Origin of the sequence: Haematobacter sp. (assembly GCF_032102465.1) — a bacterium.
Taxonomy (GTDB): domain Bacteria; phylum Pseudomonadota; class Alphaproteobacteria; order Rhodobacterales; family Rhodobacteraceae; genus Haematobacter.
The window spans coordinates 88,731-103,677 of sequence record NZ_DAMDHB010000014.1; the positions used below are offsets into that span (position 1 = coordinate 88,731).

The window sequence follows — 14,947 nt, forward strand, 5'->3', positions numbered from 1 at the left end:
TCGCTGCGGGGCGCAAAACCTTGGAATTCGCCCGAGGGGCCGCCCGCGCTAGACTGCGCGCCATCCGCAGCCCTGGGAGCATGGCATGACCCGTCGTTCGCCGCAGCGTCCGTTTCCGTCTCGCCTTCGGCGCGGCCTCCGTATAGAAATGCTATGGACGAACGCGGCGGAATACCGCCTTTCGGGGGGGTCCCATGCTGACGATGAAGGGCAAGTACGGGCTGAAGGCGCTCATCAACCTCGCGGGTCGGCCCAAGGGGGAGCTGGCGCAGTCTGTGGAGATCGCGGAGGCCGAGGGGGTCTCCAAGAAGTTCCTGGACACCATCCTGGGCGAGCTGCGCAACGCGGGCTTCGTCGCCACGCGCAAGGGACGGAACGGCGGCTACATGCTGGCCCGCCCGGCGGAGCAGTTGATGGCCGGGCATGTGCTGCGCGTGCTGGAAGGCCCCCTCTCCCCCATCCCCTGCGCGAGCCGGACGGCCTATGTGCGCTGCAACGACTGCCCGGACGAGACGCGCTGCGCCGTGCGGCTGACCATGCTGGAGGTGCGGGAGGCGATCGTCGGTGTGCTGGACAGCAAGTCCATCGCCGATCTGCGGGCCATGGGAGGGCTGTCTCTCCCAGCGGAGGAAGAGGACGACACCGCCCTCAGGGTCGCGCTGGCCTGACGCGCGCCGGGAGCGTGGCCGGGAGCGTGACATGAGCGGGCCGCGCCACATCCTCATCATCGGCGGCGGAGCGAGCGGGACGATCCTTGCCGCGCATCTGCTCCGCAACGGGCCGCCCGGCCTGCGGCTCACACTCGTCGAGCCGCGGGAGCGGCTGGGACGGGGCATCGCCTATGACACGCCGCATGCCGCCCATCTGCTCAACACCCGCGTCGGCGCGATGAGCGCCTTTGCCGACTGGCCCGACCATTTCCACGACTGGCTGGCCGGGCAGGGAACCCCCGCCGACCGGGATGCCTTCGTGCCCCGTCATCTCTACGCCGCCTATCTGGAAGGCCTCGTCTCCCCTGCGCCCCGCCTGCGCCGGGAGCAGGAGGAATGCGTGGCGCTGACCCACGGGAGCAGCGGGCGCATCGCCGCCCATCTGGCCGACGGGCGGACGATCCTCGCCGACAGGGCGGTGCTGGCAACGGGGCATCCGCTGCTTCAGGCGGGCGCGGACATGTTGGAACGCGCCGAGTTCGACCCATGGCACGCCCCCCTGCCCGACGATGCGGAGGCGCGCGTCCTGATCGTCGGCACCGGGCTGACGATGGTGGACCGGGTGATGCGGCTGCTGGAGGCCGGACACCGGGGGGAAATCGTGATCCTGTCCCGCCGGGGGCTGCTGCCGCGGGTCAACGGGCCGAGCCGACCCATCGAGCTGGACAGGGCGGACCTGCCGCTCGGTGCAGGGGCAGGCTATGCGCTCCGCTGGCTGCGCACGCAGGTGCGCTGGCACGAGGGGCGCGGCGGCGACTGGCGCGACATCGTGGACGGCGCGCGCGGGCATCTCGCGCTCTGGTGGCAGAGCGTGCCGCCCGAAACGCGCGGTCGCTTCCTGCGCCACGCCCGCCGGTTCTGGGAGATCCATCGCCACCGGATTCCCGCACCCGTGGCCGCGCGGCTGGATACCGCGCGCCTTGCCGGGCAGGTGCGGCTGGTGACCGGCACGCTGCTCTCCGCCGCCGAACGCGGGGGGCGCCACACCGTCACGCTGCGCCATCGAGGGGGAGAGCTGGAGACGGTGGAGGTGACGCAGATCACCGACGGGCGCGGTCTGCTTCGCGACCCGGAAGACCATGCGACACCGCTCGTCCGGTCGCTCGTGGACAGTGGCATGGCGCGGATCGACGCGCTCCGCATCGGGCTGGAGGTAACGGCCGACGGGCATGTTCTTCCCCGCCCCGGAACGGCCGCCGCGCCGCTTCACGCCATCGGCCCCGCCGCGCGGGCGGCAAGCTGGGAGGGGCTGGCCATCGTCGATATCCGGGCACAGGCCGCCTTGCTGGTGCCCCGGCTGACTGCGGACGATACAACGGGTGCGCAGGCCCGCCGCCGCCCCTGCGGCTGACGCGGGCTGCCCAGATTCCATGCATCGTGGAGACAAGTATTTCTTGTCTCATCACAGCGTTTCTTGCTTGTGCGAAGAGGGGCGCGGGCGCAACCTGACAGGCAAAACGGCGCTCCGCGCCGATGCCGCCTTCAGGAGACAGCATGACCCGAACGCCCGTCCGCCTTGGCGCCGATATCGGCGGCACCTTCACCGACATCGCGCTGGAACGCGACGGGCGCATCTTCTCCACCAAGGTTCTGACCAACTATACCGCACCGGAACAGGCGATTCTGGACGGAATAGCCGTCGTTCTGAAGGAGGCGGCGCTGTCGCCCGCCGATCTGGATCTGGTGATCCACGGCACCACGCTTGCCACCAACGCGCTGATCGAACGGCGGGGGGCGAAAACCGCGCTGATCACCACGGAGGGGTTCCGCGACGTGATCGAGATGCGGACGGAAAGCCGCTTCGACCAGTATGACCTCAACATCCGCTTGCCGCAGCCGCTCATCCCGCGCGATCACCGCTTCCCGGTTCGCGGGCGGCTCGGGGCGGACGGCTGCGAACTCGAATCGCTGGACGAGCCGGCGCTGGAGGCGCTGGCGGAACGGCTGGCGGAGGACGGGTTCGGCGCCGTCGCGGTGGGGTTCATCCATTCCTACATGAACCCCGCGCATGAACGCCGCGCGCGGGAGATCCTGTCAGCGCGGCTCGATGTGCCGATCTCGCTCTCCAGCGAGGTCTCCCCGCAGATGCGGGAATACGAGCGGTTCAACACCGTCGCCGCCAATGCCTATGTCCGCCCGCAGATGGCCAGCTACCTCGCCCGGCTGCAGGTCCGGTTGCGGGAGATGGGCGCGGATTGCCCCGTCTTCATGATCCATTCGGGCGGCGGCCTGATCTCGGTGGAGACGGCGGCGGAGTTCCCGGTGCGGCTGGTGGAGTCCGGCCCCGCAGGGGGCGCGATCTTTGCCGCCGACATCGCCCGCCGTTTCGGGCTGGAAAAGGTGGTGAGCTATGACATGGGCGGGACCACGGCGAAGATCTGCCTGATCGAGGGTTTTCAGCCCAAGACCGCCCGCACGTTTGAGGTGGCCCGCACCACCCGCTTCGCCAAGGGATCGGGGATGCCGATCTCCATCCCGGTGATCGAGATGATCGAGATCGGCGCGGGCGGTGGCTCGCTGGCCTGGGTGGATGCGATGGGCCGCATCCAGACCGGCCCAGAAAGCGCGGGTTCCGAACCCGGCCCCGCCTGCTACGGGCGCGGGGGCGAGCGTCCGGCCATCACCGATGCCGATGTGCTGCTGGGCAAGATCGACCCCGACAATTTCGCGGGCGGCGCCATCGTGCTGGATGCGGGCGCCTCCCGGCGGGCGGTGGAGCGGGAAGTGGCGGCGCGGCTGAACCTCACGCCGCTCGACGCGGCCTTTGGCATCGCCGAGGTGGTGGACGAGAACATGGCCAATGCCGCCCGCGTCCACGCGGTGGAGAATGGCAAGGTCATCGGAGAGAACGTGATGATCGCCTTCGGCGGCGCGGCACCCCTGCACGCGGCCCGGCTGTGCGAGAAGCTGGGCGTGGACCGCTGCCTGATCCCGGAGGGCGCGGGCGTCGGCTCCGCCATCGGGTTCCTGCGCGCGCCCTTCGGCTATGAGGCGCTGGCCTCCAAGCTGACGCGGCTGTCGGATTTCGACGTGGCGGCGGTGAACGCCATGCTGGATGAGTTGAAGGAGACGGCGGAGCATTTCGTGCGGGAGGGGGCGACGGGGCCGATCCGGCGCGAGATCACCGCCTTCATGCGCTATGCCGGACAGGGCTGGGAGATCCCCGTGCCGCTCGCCGACCGCCCCTTCGCGCCGGGCGATGCCCAAGCCTTGCGCGAGGCGTTCCGCACCGCCTACGCCCGTTTCTTCGGACGGGCCATTGACGGGCTGGGCGGGCTGGAGGTTGAGATCGTCACCTGGTCCGTCCGGGTGGAGGACGAGCGCCCCCTGCCCGAGACGCGGACGATCCGCGCGGGAACGGAGACCGTGAGCGGTCCCAAGCGCGAGGTGTTCGATCCGGCCTCCGGGCGGCACCTGCCGACCGCCATCGTGGACCGCGGCGCGCTGACCCCCGGCGCACGCGTCGCGGGGCCCGCGATCATCGTAGAACGGGAGACATCGACTGTCGTGACCTCCCCCTTCGATGTCACGATGCAGGACGACGGCTCCCTCCTCCTCACCCGCAAGGACGTGGCGTGATGCGGCCCGTCCTCACCCTGGCCGCTCTCTCCCCTTCTCCGGCAGCCGCACCAGCCGCACCCCTGACCACCCCGCAGGAGACGATCCGATGAACGAGATGACGGGCGTTGACGAAATCCGCATGCAGGTGATGTGGAACCGGCTGATCTCCGTGGTGGAGGAACAGGCGCTGACGCTGATCCGCACCGCCTTCTCCACCTCCGTGCGGGAGGCCGGAGACCTCTCGGCGGGGGTGTTCGACCCGGAGGGGCGGATGCTGGCGCAGGCCGTCACCGGCACGCCCGGCCATGTGAACACCATGGCGGAGGCGGTGCTGAACTTCCTCGCGGAGATCCCGCAGGAGGAGATGTATGAGGGCGATACCTATGTGACCAACGACCCCTGGCTGGGCACGGGGCACCTGCATGACATCACCATGGTCTCGCCATCGTTCCTTGACGGGCGGCTGGTCGGCTTCTTCGCCTGCACCGCGCATGTGGTCGATGTGGGCGGGCGCGGCTTCGGCGCGGACGGGAAATCCGTCTATGAGGAAGGCATCCAGATCCCGATCATGAAGTTCGCGGAGCGCGGCGAGGTCAACCGCGACCTGATCCGCCTGCTGCGCGCCAACGTGCGGGAGCCCAATCAGGTGGTGGGGGATTTCTACTCGCTGTCCGCCTGCAATGAAGTCGGCCACCGGCGGCTGGTGGACATGATGCGCGAGGTGGGGATCGACACGCTGGACCGGCTGGGCGAGTTCATCTTCTCCCGCACCCATGCGGCGACGCTGGAGCGGATCCGCGCTTTGCCCAAGGGATCATGGTCCAACGTGCTGGTGACGGATGGCTACGACGAACCGGTGAAGCTGGCCTGCGAGGTGACGATCGGCGACAACCGGGTGCATGTGGATTTCGCCGGCACCGATCCGGTCAGCCGCTGGGGCATCAACGTGCCGGTCATCTATACGAAGGCCTATGCCTGCTACGCGCTGAAATGCGTGGTGGCGCCCGATATCCCGAACAACTCCGCCTCGCTCGCGCTGTTCACCATCGAGGCGCCTGCCGGGTCGATCCTGAACGCCGAGCGGCCCGCGCCGGTGAGCCTGCGGCACGTGATGGGACATATGGTGCCGGACCTCGTGCTCGGTGCGGTGGCGCAGGCGCTGCCCGGACAGGTGCAGGCGGAAGGGGCCGGATCGCTGTGGAACATCCATCTGTCGGTGAAGCCGGTGACCGGACAGGCGGGGCGGCGGGCGGAGGTGCTGATGTTCAACTCCGGCGGCGGCGGCGCGCGCCCCGCCATCGACGGGCTGTCGGCCACCGCCTTTCCCTCCGGCGTGATGACCATGCCGATCGAAGCGACGGAGCAGACCGGCCCCATCGTCATCTGGCGCAAGGAACTTCGGCCGGATTCGGGTGGCGAGGGCGCGCAGCGCGGCGGGCTGGGCCAGATCATCGAGATCGCGCCGGCAGCGGGCCATGAGATCGACTTCTCCGCCATGTTCGACCGGGTCCACCATGCGCCGAAGGGCCGTGAGGGCGGACGGGATGGTGCAAAGGGCGCGGTGGAACTGGATGACGGCACGGTAATGCGCCCGAAGGGCTGGCAGCATGTCCCCGCGGGCCGACGGCTGATCCTGAAGGCTCCGGGCGGCGGCGGCTTCGGAGACCCCGCCGACAGAAGCGCGGAGGACCGTGCGAACGACCGCCGGAAAGGCTATGTGACGGAGGCCGGCGCGACCGGGGACGCGGCGGAGACCGCCGCACCGCGGCGCAAGGGGGAGACGGACGCTTGAAACGCGCTGTGGATCACGATTCCGCACCCCCGATGCGTTCCTGTGCGCCAATGACGGGTTGCCGCCGGGGGCTTCCGCGCAGAGCATCGCAGGGGACCGCCGCTGGGAAGGGCACCCGCGCCGAACCGCGACGCTGCTATGCGACCCCGCGGGGCACGGCGGCAGGCGTTCCTGCAGTGCTCCGCCCGCGCCAGACCTACACGGACGGCGCACTGGCGCCTGTATCGCACCCCGCCGAACAGCAGTCTCTGGCGCCCGCCCGCGCCGGGGCATACCATCGTCAGCAACCAGACCGGAGGCCGCATGACCACTCCCCGCTATGATACGATCCTCATCACCGGCGCGGCCGGAATGCTGGGCACGGAACTCCGCAAGGGGCTGGCCCCGTTCGCGCAGAAACTCCGCCTGAACGACCGGGTGGAAATCGCCGATCTCCAGCCGAACGAGGAAGCCGCGATCTGCGATCTGGGCGACATGGCGGCGGTGAGCGAGATGGTGAAGGGCGTCGATGCCATCGTGCATTTCGGCGGCGCCTCGCGCGAGCGGCCGTGGGAAGATGTGCTGAACTCCACCATCTCCGGCAGCTACAACATCTATGAAAGCGCACGGCAGCACGGGGTGAAGCGGATCGTCTTCGCCTCCTCCGTCCATGCCATCGGCTTCCACAAGCTGGAAAGCCATATCGACGCGACGACCCCCGCACGGCCCGATACGCTCTACGGCCTGTCGAAATGCTTCGTGGAGGATCTGTCGCGGCTCTACTGGGACAAGTGGGGCATCGAGACGCTGTGCCTGCGCATCTTCTCCTCCTTCCCGGAGCCGGAGGATCATCGCCACCTGTGGTCGTGGCTCTCCTTCCGGGACTGCGTGCAATATGTCACGCGCGGGCTGATGGCGCCGCGGGTGGGCCATACCATCGCCTTCGGCATGTCGGACAACCGCCTGAAAGTGGTGGACGATTCCAAGGCCGGGCACATCGGCTACCAGCCGCAGGACAATACGGAAGCCTTTCGCGCCAAGGTGGAGGGATCGGTGCCCTGGCCCGACCCGAACGCGCCCGAGGTCAAGCGTTATGGCGGCGTCTACGTGACCTTCCCGCACCCGGACGACCCCGCGTGACCGATCACGGCGCCGGTTCCCCCACGGGCCACGGGCGTCCGCGCGCGGGGCGGCGGGGCGCACCATGCGCCGGGTTTCCGCCAGCGGCGCTGCTCCGGTTCCGCCCCTGATACGGGGTTCCGGGCCTGAGCGCCTGCCTGCCCACGAGATCCGGCGGCATGCGCGAATGGCACCCGCCCGCCGGCACGGGGCCTGACCCCGGCTCCGGTGTTCTGAGATAGCCTCGCGCCCGGCAACCGGCCCGGGCGCTTTCCCCCGGGCGGCCCGCCCTGATGATGAGACGAAGCGATGCGCGACCAATATGACGTGGTGATCGTGGGAGGGGCGGTGATCGGCTCCGCCTGTGCCTATTTCCTTGCCGCCAATCCCGATTTCGACGGCAGCATCCTGGTGGTGGAGCGGGATTCCACCTATCGCACCGCCTCCACCTCGCTCTCTGCCGCGGGCATCCGGCAGCAGTATTCCAACCCGATCAACGTGGAGATCGGCAAGTTCGGGGTGGAGTTCATCAAGCGCTTCCCCGAGATCATGGGCGTGCCCGGGGATGAGCGGCCCGACCTTCACTTCCATGAGGCAGGGTATCTCTACCTCGCCAATACGCCGGGGATGGTCGAGTATCTGCGCGAAGCCCATGCCGTGCAGGCGGGCTGTGGCGCCGATACCGTGCTCTGGGACCGGGAGGAGCTGTCGCGCGCCTTCCCGCATCTGAACACGGACGACATCCTCATGGCCTCCTACGGGCGGAGCGGCGAGGGATGGTTTTCCAACACCGGGCTGATGTGGGGCTTCCGCAAGAAGGCGGCGGCGCTCGGCGCGGAATACGCAACCGATGAGGTCGTCGCGATCGGGCAGCAGGCGGGGCGGGTCGCCTCCGTCACGCTGAAATCGGGCCGGGTCATCAGCGCGGGGATGGTCGTCAACGCCTCCGGCGCGCGGTCGAAACGCACGGCAGAAATGGCGGGCCTCACCGTTCCGGTGGAGCCGCGCAAGCGCACGCTCTTCGTCTTTTCCTGCGAGAAAAGCCCGGAAGGCACGGCGACGGTCGCGGGCGGGCGGCTTCCGCTGATGATCGACACGACCGGCATCTTCTGCCGGCCGGAAGGGCGCTACTTCCTGGCCGGAGCGCCGCCCGTGAACGACGTGGCGGTGGATTACGACGATTTCGAGCCCGTCTATTCGGAGTTCGAGGAGATCATCTGGCCCGCGCTGGCCGAGCGCTCGCCGAATTTCGAGGCGATCCGCGTGGTGAACCAATGGGCGGGACATTACGATTTCAACGTGTTCGATCACAACCTGATCGTGGGGCCGGCGCCCGAATTGCCGAACTTCTACTTCGCCACCGGCTTCTCCGGCCACGGGCTGCAACAGGGGCCGGCAGCGGGCCGGGGGATTTCCGAGCTCATCACCTACGGCGGGTTCCGCACGCTCGACCTCAGCGACGCAGGTTTCGACAGGATCGCGGCGGGGCGGCCGTTTTTGGAAAAGGCGGTGATCTCCTGACGGCGGGGAGGTCGGCGCCTCGGGGGCATCGAGCCCCCGCGCCCCCGGCTGCCGCGCGCGGGAGGAAGAGGGAGTGACAGACCGCAACGCCCTGCCCCCGCTGAATGCGCTCCGCGCGTTCGACGCGGTGATGCGCGCCCGCAGCTTCCGGGGCGCCGCGGACGACCTGCGCGTCAGCCCCCAGGCGGTGAGCCAGCAGGTGAGGCATCTGGAAAGCGTGCTCGGGCTGCCGCTTTTCGAGCGGCGGGGGCGCGCCGCGGAGCCGACGGAGGCGGCACTGCTTCTGGGCCATTACGTCGCCTCCGGCTTCGAGGAAATGGCCGAGGGGATCCGCCGTGTCACCGCTCCCCGGCGCACCCGCATCACCCTGAACGCCAGCCCCTACTTCGCCACCCGTTACCTGCTGCCCCGGCTCGCGGGGTTTCGCGATATCGCGCCCTCTGCCGATATCCGGCTGACCACCATGGTCGAACTGCCGGACTTCGACCGGGACGAGGTGGATGTCGCGGTGCAATGGGGCTTCGGAAGCTGGCCGGGGCATGAGAGCCATCTGCTCATCCGCGATCCAAAGGTCATCGCGGCCCGGCCCTCCGTCGCGGCCGCCATCCGCAGACCCGACGACCTGCAACACGCACCCCTGCTGCACACGATGGCGGCGCCGGAGATGTGGGCCAGGGTGCTCCGGCATCTGGGGGTCGATCTGTCCGCCGGAGCGGGCGGCGTGTCGTTTCAGGATGCGGAGACCATGCGCCGCGCGACGCTCGCCGGGCTGGGCGTGGGGCTGCTCTCACGCGCGGATGCGCTCGACGATATCCGGTCGGGCCTGCTTGTCGCCCCGCTCGGGATCGACGCGCTCTCCGGCATGGCGCCCACCGATGTGCCCGCCTTTTCGCTGGTGCTGCCGCGCGCCCATCGCCGCCGCCCGATGATCGCGCTGTTGTGCGACTGGATCACGGCGCAGGAGTGGAGCAAGGACATCCCCCTGCCCTGACAAATGAGAATAGACGCCCGATTTCCGACGTCCCGCCTTGCGCCCGCATGGTAGAACCGGCCCATGCTGTTCAACCTTCCTGATCCCGCCACGCTTTATGACGCCCTGCTCGCGCGGGATCCCCGTTTCGACGGGCAGGCCTTCGTCTGCGTCTCTTCCACCGGCATCTTCTGCCGGCTGACATGCCCCGCCCGCAAGCCGCTGGCGAAGCACTGCACCTTCCACGCCACCATCGGCGAATGTATCGAGGCCGGCTACCGCCCCTGCAAACGCTGCCACCCGCTGAAGGCCGCGGCGCTGGCCGACCCGACCGTCGCGGCGCTGCTTGACGCGATGGAGGAACGGCCCGGCTTCCGCTGGTCGGAGGCGGAAGTGGAGCGCCTGGGCCATGACCCGTCGACCGTGCGGCGCAGTTTCCGGCGACACTTCGGCATGACCTTCCTCGAGATGGCGCGGCAACGGCGGCTCCGCGATGGTTTCCAGTCGCTCGCCACCGGGGCCAAGGTCATCACTGCGCAGCATGAGGCGAGTTTCGACAGCCCGAGCGCCTTTCGCATCGCCTTCGCGCGGCTTCTGGGCTGCGCTCCCGGCGCGCTTCGAAGCGAGGCGCTCCTGCAGGCGACATGGATCCCCACGCCACTGGGTGACATGATCGCCGTCAGCAGCCCGACCCACCTGCATCTGCTGGAATTCATCGATCGCAAGGCGCTTCCCGCCGAGCTGTCCCGCCTGCGGTCTGCTGCGCCCGGCGGGATCGGCGTGGGCGGTGCCGCGCCCTCCGATCAGGCGGCGGCGGAGCTGGAGGCCTATTTCGCGGCACGCTCGGCGCAGTTCACCGTGCCGCTGGCGCTGGCGGCCAGCCCCTTCACCCGCGCCGTGTGGCAGGCGCTGCGCGAAATACCCGTGGGCGAGACCCGGAGTTACAGCGACATCGCGCGCCAGATCGGCCACCCCACGGCCACCCGCGCCGTCGCCCGCGCCAATGGCGCGAACCAGATCGCCCTGATGATCCCCTGTCACCGCGTGATCGGAGCCGACGGTTCCCTGACGGGTTACGGAGGCGGCTTGTGGCGAAAGCAGCGGCTGATAGAAATCGAGCGGATATTGCGTGAGGAGCCATCCCGCCCCCTCCACCACGGCGACACCCCCTTCGCGTCTGCGCCACAATGAGCTTCGCCGAGGACGCGGTCATGTTTCGCCGACATCCGTCGAAGCAGCCGGAATTCCGTCTGTCTCGCATTGGAGTTACCGTAATGGACGGGGACCGGTAAATCGCCCTCCGGCTCGCACCCGGGCGTTCCTTCGCGCTGCAGGCTACAGTTTCGCTGCTCCGGTTCTCATGCCAGAAAACGAAGGCCTGACGCTGCATTCTATCGCCCGAAAGACGGTTCCGAGATCGTGGTGGCCGCTGCCTCGGGTTGTTGCAGGCGATAGCCCAATGTCAGCATGCTAACAGGCTGCTGAAAACGCATTCTGCGGTCGCCTAGGGGCAGGAATCTTTCCCACATTGTTGAAGACTACCCGGGAAACCGCAAGTTTTGGCTCGTGACCAGATCGATTTCTGGCGTTCAACGCAGGCCTAGGTAGTCTCAACGCAAGCCCAAGTAGGCGCCCGACTATTCAGCGGTCTGCCGAGCTACCCACGCGATGCATCTGTCCGCATGGGCCGAGCCCAATGCTCTACCGCAATCCCCACGTCTGAGCTGACGGACTTGTGCCGAACCCGGAGGGCCGGGGCCGCTGTGTCATTCTTCTGTTCGTCATATCTTACGGAAATATAATCAGAAAACCTACTTCTGCACGCAGGGAGGATTTGACCTTGTTTTCGCGTTTCTTCCCCCCTATACCGGCCAACGGAGTGGTGGCCGAGTGGTCGAAGGCACACCCCTGCTAAGGGTGCAGGCGGGAAACCGTCTCGAGGGTTCGAATCCCTTCCACTCCGCCACTTCGCCGCCGATAGCGCGATATTGCCGCCCATAACCGCCGATCACCGCATAGTAACTCGCGGAATCACGCGAGACGTTCCGCCGATAGCCCTCTACAGCACGATAAAGGTCGGGTTCTCACTTACCCGACCAAACAGCATAGCCCGCGATGAAATGGCCGCCGATTAGACACTGTTCCGCTCTCTGCCGTACGCCCGAGCGGTGCTGGAGGCGTGGCGACGCGACTACAACGAACGGCGTCCACACTCGAAGCTCGGATGGCTGAAGCCGCAGGTTTATGCAGAAGCGCTCAGAGGACAGATCGGCCGGTCCGTTATGCTGGTTGGGGGCTGCGCTGGCCGGCCTCTTGCCAACCTCGACAACCTCAGTTCAGATCAACCCAGGATTCTCGTTATGGTTGGATAAGAAACGGGGGTCACGTCACCACATTTCAACTAAAGATGCTTGATGATGGAACTCAACAGCCGAGAAATCGCGATCCTTTTGTGGCGCGGCGGGCTGTTGCTGTGGGCCTCTTGGAAGTCGAAAGACCTCCGTAAGTCGCTGGGCGGGGTTCTCCGCGCCGTATCGCACCACAAGATTCTGATCCCGTGCGCGATTGCAGGAGCTTATGCAGCAGCCTGTGTCATTCTCTTGTGGAAATTTGGGTTTTGGGAATCAGCCAACCTTAAGACCACGCTGCTTTGGCTTCTGACATTTGCATTCGTCACGATGGGCGAGATCGTGCAAAGTGAGCACGGTATGAAAAAGCTCAAGGCGGTGGTGAAGGACACATTGAGCGCGACCGCTGTCGTGCTTTTCATCAGCGAGTTTCACACCTTCCCTCTTTGGGCGGAACTACTGCTTGTTCCTAGCCTGGTGGTGGTCGGCCTCATGCTGGCAATGGCAGAACGCATGCCCGAGCACACCATTGTTTTGAAACCTCTGAGATTCATCCAGAGTGCCGCTGGACTCTCCATCCTTGGCTACAGCCTGCTACGTATTGCTCAGGATATGGGCGGCTTCGCGACCGTCACGACCGGTCGAGAGTTCGCGGTTCCAATCCTGCTGTCATTGATGTTCCTGCCCTTCCTCTACGGGCTAATGCTTTATGCCGCCTATGAGAACGCTGCGGTGCGTCTCCGCTTCTCAATGAAAGATGGCCCTCTCGGGAGATATGCCTTCTGGCGGGGCCTGATCTCCTTTCGAACGGACATCGATCTCTTTCGCCGGTTTGTCCGCGATCTCGGTCTTCACGATGTTGCTGACAAACCAACCGTGAATCGCATGATACGAGATCTTCGGAATTTGAAGCAGCGCGAAAGCAATCCACCTGCGGTGCCTTGGTCGCTAGGCTGGTCGCCGTATCAGGCTGCTGCGTTTCTTTCGGCACACGATTTAGCAACGAAGGACTATCACCGCTCATTCGGGGTTTGGTTGGCAGAGTCGCCGATGAAGGACATCGGCGGCGGCCTTTTTCATGACCATCTGACCTACCGCATCTTCGGGAATGAAGAGGCCGCGACGCGGTTAAATCTGGTGCTCAACGCCAATCTTCCGGGGACGCCCGACCAATCCGATGCTGCATTTCAACTGACGGCTTTGGCGTTAACCGAGAAGGCGCTCGGGTTGTCTGAACGCGAACAGCTTGAGGCGAGTTGGGACACGCTATCTACGGCTCCGCTACAATTCGGAGATGTCATCGCGGCATTGGCGCACGATGCGTGGGGAAGCGAACTTCGGGGTGGGTACGAGCGGCGTTTTGAACTTCGCCATGCGGCTCATGTAGCCGATGGTTGGGAAACGAGCTGACCGATGGCCGGGCAAATCACCAAGCGCTGTCATTGGGTCTCCCAATCATATCTTCGGGCATTCGCAGCCGATGATGCGCGCCAGAAGATTTGGCGATTCAGCAAGAACCAGGGCGAACCGGAACTTAAACCCATCCGTAAGGTGGCCGTCCGCCATCATCTCTACGCGCCGATGAACGGGGATGGGAAACGTAACGACGCGGTGGAGAAGAAGCTCTCTGACTTAGAGCGATGGTTTGGCGAGCCGATCTGGGAGAAGGTTTGCAATGACTTTCCCAATTACAGTTGGGAGCCTTTGCGGAAAATGATCTCCCTGCTGGTGGCGACGACTTTCGCGAGAAATCCCCTCCGGTTCGAGCTCTGGAAGCAAATGCACGAGCGGCTTCGCGGCATAGCATCGGACCGCGATGTGCCGCCGACGCATATCACGATCAACGGCATACGCCGCGAGGCGGACCCGTCCGACTGGCCGCAATTCAAGGCGGCCGGGGAAGAAGACATGAAGGCAGCCTGGAACGACTATGTGGCTGGCGCCGGGGACATTGCCCCGACCCTGCTCAAAATGCGCTGGGCCGTGCTTTTCAGTGAGCAACCTGTCTTCATCACATCCGATAACCCGGTAACGATCGATCATCCGTCAATGCAGCAAAAAGGTCTCAACGACCCCGAAACAGTTGTGAGCTTCCCGCTGAGCCCGACCCGCATTTTGATGATGGATAACCGTCATAGCGAACCCGACGCCCAGTACTATCCTATCCACTTTGATCCAGCCGCTACAAACCTACTCACTTGGCGAAACTCCATCGAGCACATGTTCTCACCCCGGCATCCGGATGAAGTATGCCGGGAAATGGTTGAAGATGCAGAGCGATAAGGCTTCTAACAACTAAGCGGATCGGGCCGTCAGGCAGCATTTCTTTTGCTTCTTGCCGCTCCCACAAGGGCATGGGTCGTTACGGCCAATTTTGACCGTGCCAAGCTGGCGCTTCATGGCGTACCACGGCACTTGAGGGCGAACCGGCCACTGCTTCACCAGTTCCTCCATCTTGGGATCGAACGCCCAAGGCTCGCGTGATCCGACGCTTGCCAGGATTTCGAGCGTATCCGGGTGAATGAGAAGACCATGCCAGCCATTGGCTTTGGTGGCGTACTTGCGAAGCTGGCAGTGTGCCAACAGCTTCGGCATGGTGTCGGACGTGTCCGGATAGCGGCAATGCACCGTCAGTCCCGATTGCGCCTCCCCGAACTCTAACGAGAGGTCATGAAGACGTCGATCTTTCCTGGCTGCACCGGCCAGCATGTCTATACCGGAACTCAGAGAACGCGCCGTCTCCTCTCCGAGCTGGAGCAACAACAGACCCAATTCTCCGGCATCAGGATCGTCGTGTTCCTCGATTTGTCGGAATAAGCGACCAAAGGTCGTGTCCTTCAGCTTGGTCAGGATGCCTTCCGGCGTCTTCAGTCCCGGAATTCCTTCGCGACGAGGTTAGCGTCCGCGCACGTGGTGTAATTTCAGCGCCTTCGACGGTGTAATCCCG

General features: G+C 65.9%; 12 protein-coding genes and 1 tRNA gene. 12 read left to right on the forward strand and 1 reads right to left on the reverse strand.

Annotated features, from left to right (window positions below; all coding sequences use genetic code 11):
* The first annotated feature begins 194 nt into the window (after positions 1 to 194).
* The 12 genes from RT513_RS10955 to RT513_RS11010 all read left to right on the forward strand — a co-directional run bounded on the left by RT513_RS10955 (position 195) and on the right by RT513_RS11010 (position 14,283).
* The gene (locus RT513_RS10955; protein ID WP_290687038.1) at positions 195 to 668 is read left to right on the forward strand and encodes an RrF2 family transcriptional regulator; all 474 of its coding nucleotides are present in this window, start codon (positions 195 to 197) and stop codon (positions 666 to 668) included.
* Between the two features lie 31 nt (positions 669 to 699).
* Complete coding sequence (locus RT513_RS10960) at positions 700 to 2,061, forward strand: FAD/NAD(P)-binding protein (RefSeq protein ID WP_290687036.1); 1,362 nt, start codon at positions 700 to 702, stop codon at positions 2,059 to 2,061.
* 143 nt (positions 2,062 to 2,204) lie between these two features.
* A complete protein-coding gene (locus RT513_RS10965) occupies positions 2,205 to 4,289 on the forward strand; it encodes a hydantoinase/oxoprolinase family protein (RefSeq protein ID WP_290687034.1) in 2,085 nt (694 codons plus the stop codon).
* A gap of 97 nt (positions 4,290 to 4,386) precedes the next feature.
* Positions 4,387 to 6,063: a hydantoinase B/oxoprolinase family protein gene (locus tag RT513_RS10970; RefSeq protein WP_290687155.1), complete on the forward strand. Its 1,677-nt coding sequence runs from the start codon at positions 4,387 to 4,389 to the stop codon at positions 6,061 to 6,063.
* A 303-nt stretch (positions 6,064 to 6,366) separates the two neighbouring features.
* Positions 6,367 to 7,182: an NAD-dependent epimerase/dehydratase family protein gene (locus RT513_RS10975; RefSeq protein WP_290687031.1), complete on the forward strand. Its 816-nt coding sequence runs from the start codon at positions 6,367 to 6,369 to the stop codon at positions 7,180 to 7,182.
* A 288-nt stretch (positions 7,183 to 7,470) separates the two neighbouring features.
* Positions 7,471 to 8,682 (forward strand): NAD(P)/FAD-dependent oxidoreductase, encoded by a 1,212-nt coding sequence (locus RT513_RS10980; RefSeq protein ID WP_290687029.1) that lies wholly within the window; start codon positions 7,471 to 7,473, stop codon positions 8,680 to 8,682.
* A 73-nt stretch (positions 8,683 to 8,755) separates the two neighbouring features.
* Positions 8,756 to 9,673 (forward strand): LysR substrate-binding domain-containing protein, encoded by a 918-nt coding sequence (locus RT513_RS10985; protein WP_290687027.1) that lies wholly within the window; start codon positions 8,756 to 8,758, stop codon positions 9,671 to 9,673.
* 63 nt (positions 9,674 to 9,736) lie between these two features.
* Positions 9,737 to 10,843 carry a bifunctional transcriptional activator/DNA repair enzyme AdaA gene (locus RT513_RS10990; RefSeq protein ID WP_290687025.1) on the forward strand — a complete coding sequence of 369 codons (1,107 nt, stop codon included), beginning with the start codon at positions 9,737 to 9,739 and terminating at the stop codon, positions 10,841 to 10,843.
* A gap of 685 nt (positions 10,844 to 11,528) precedes the next feature.
* Positions 11,529 to 11,618, forward strand: a tRNA-Ser gene (locus tag RT513_RS10995).
* A 184-nt stretch (positions 11,619 to 11,802) separates the two neighbouring features.
* On the forward strand, positions 11,803 to 12,024 hold the full coding sequence (locus RT513_RS11000) for an integrase core domain-containing protein (protein WP_409518408.1): 222 nt from the start codon (positions 11,803 to 11,805) through the stop codon (positions 12,022 to 12,024).
* Positions 12,025 to 12,066: 42 nt separating this feature from the next.
* On the forward strand, positions 12,067 to 13,410 hold the full coding sequence (locus tag RT513_RS11005; protein WP_290687023.1) for a hypothetical protein: 1,344 nt from the start codon (positions 12,067 to 12,069) through the stop codon (positions 13,408 to 13,410).
* A 3-nt stretch (positions 13,411 to 13,413) separates the two neighbouring features.
* Complete coding sequence (locus tag RT513_RS11010) at positions 13,414 to 14,283, forward strand: DUF4238 domain-containing protein (protein WP_290687021.1); 870 nt, start codon at positions 13,414 to 13,416, stop codon at positions 14,281 to 14,283.
* Positions 14,284 to 14,295: 12 nt separating this feature from the next.
* Here RT513_RS11010 and RT513_RS11015 read toward each other — a convergent pair whose 3' ends face one another.
* Entirely contained in the window at positions 14,296 to 14,763 is a 468-nt protein-coding gene (locus RT513_RS11015; protein WP_290687019.1) for an SEC-C metal-binding domain-containing protein, read from the reverse strand.
* Positions 14,764 to 14,947 lie beyond the last annotated feature (184 nt).

Bases quoted from the DNA above. Each gene is read 5' to 3' on its own strand.
- RT513_RS10955 (WP_290687038.1), top strand. From the start codon at position 195: ATGCTGACGATGAAGGGCAAGTACGGGCTGAAGGCGCTCATCAACCTC.
- RT513_RS10960 (WP_290687036.1), top strand. From the start codon at position 700: ATGAGCGGGCCGCGCCACATCCTCATCATCGGCGGCGGAGCGAGCGGG.
- RT513_RS10965 (WP_290687034.1), top strand. From the start codon at position 2,205: ATGACCCGAACGCCCGTCCGCCTTGGCGCCGATATCGGCGGCACCTTC.
- RT513_RS10970 (WP_290687155.1), top strand. From the start codon at position 4,387: ATGACGGGCGTTGACGAAATCCGCATGCAGGTGATGTGGAACCGGCTG.
- RT513_RS10975 (WP_290687031.1), top strand. From the start codon at position 6,367: ATGACCACTCCCCGCTATGATACGATCCTCATCACCGGCGCGGCCGGA.
- RT513_RS10980 (WP_290687029.1), top strand. From the start codon at position 7,471: ATGCGCGACCAATATGACGTGGTGATCGTGGGAGGGGCGGTGATCGGC.
- RT513_RS10990 (WP_290687025.1), top strand. From the start codon at position 9,737: ATGCTGTTCAACCTTCCTGATCCCGCCACGCTTTATGACGCCCTGCTC.
- RT513_RS11005 (WP_290687023.1), top strand. From the start codon at position 12,067: ATGATGGAACTCAACAGCCGAGAAATCGCGATCCTTTTGTGGCGCGGC.
- RT513_RS11010 (WP_290687021.1), top strand. From the start codon at position 13,414: ATGGCCGGGCAAATCACCAAGCGCTGTCATTGGGTCTCCCAATCATAT.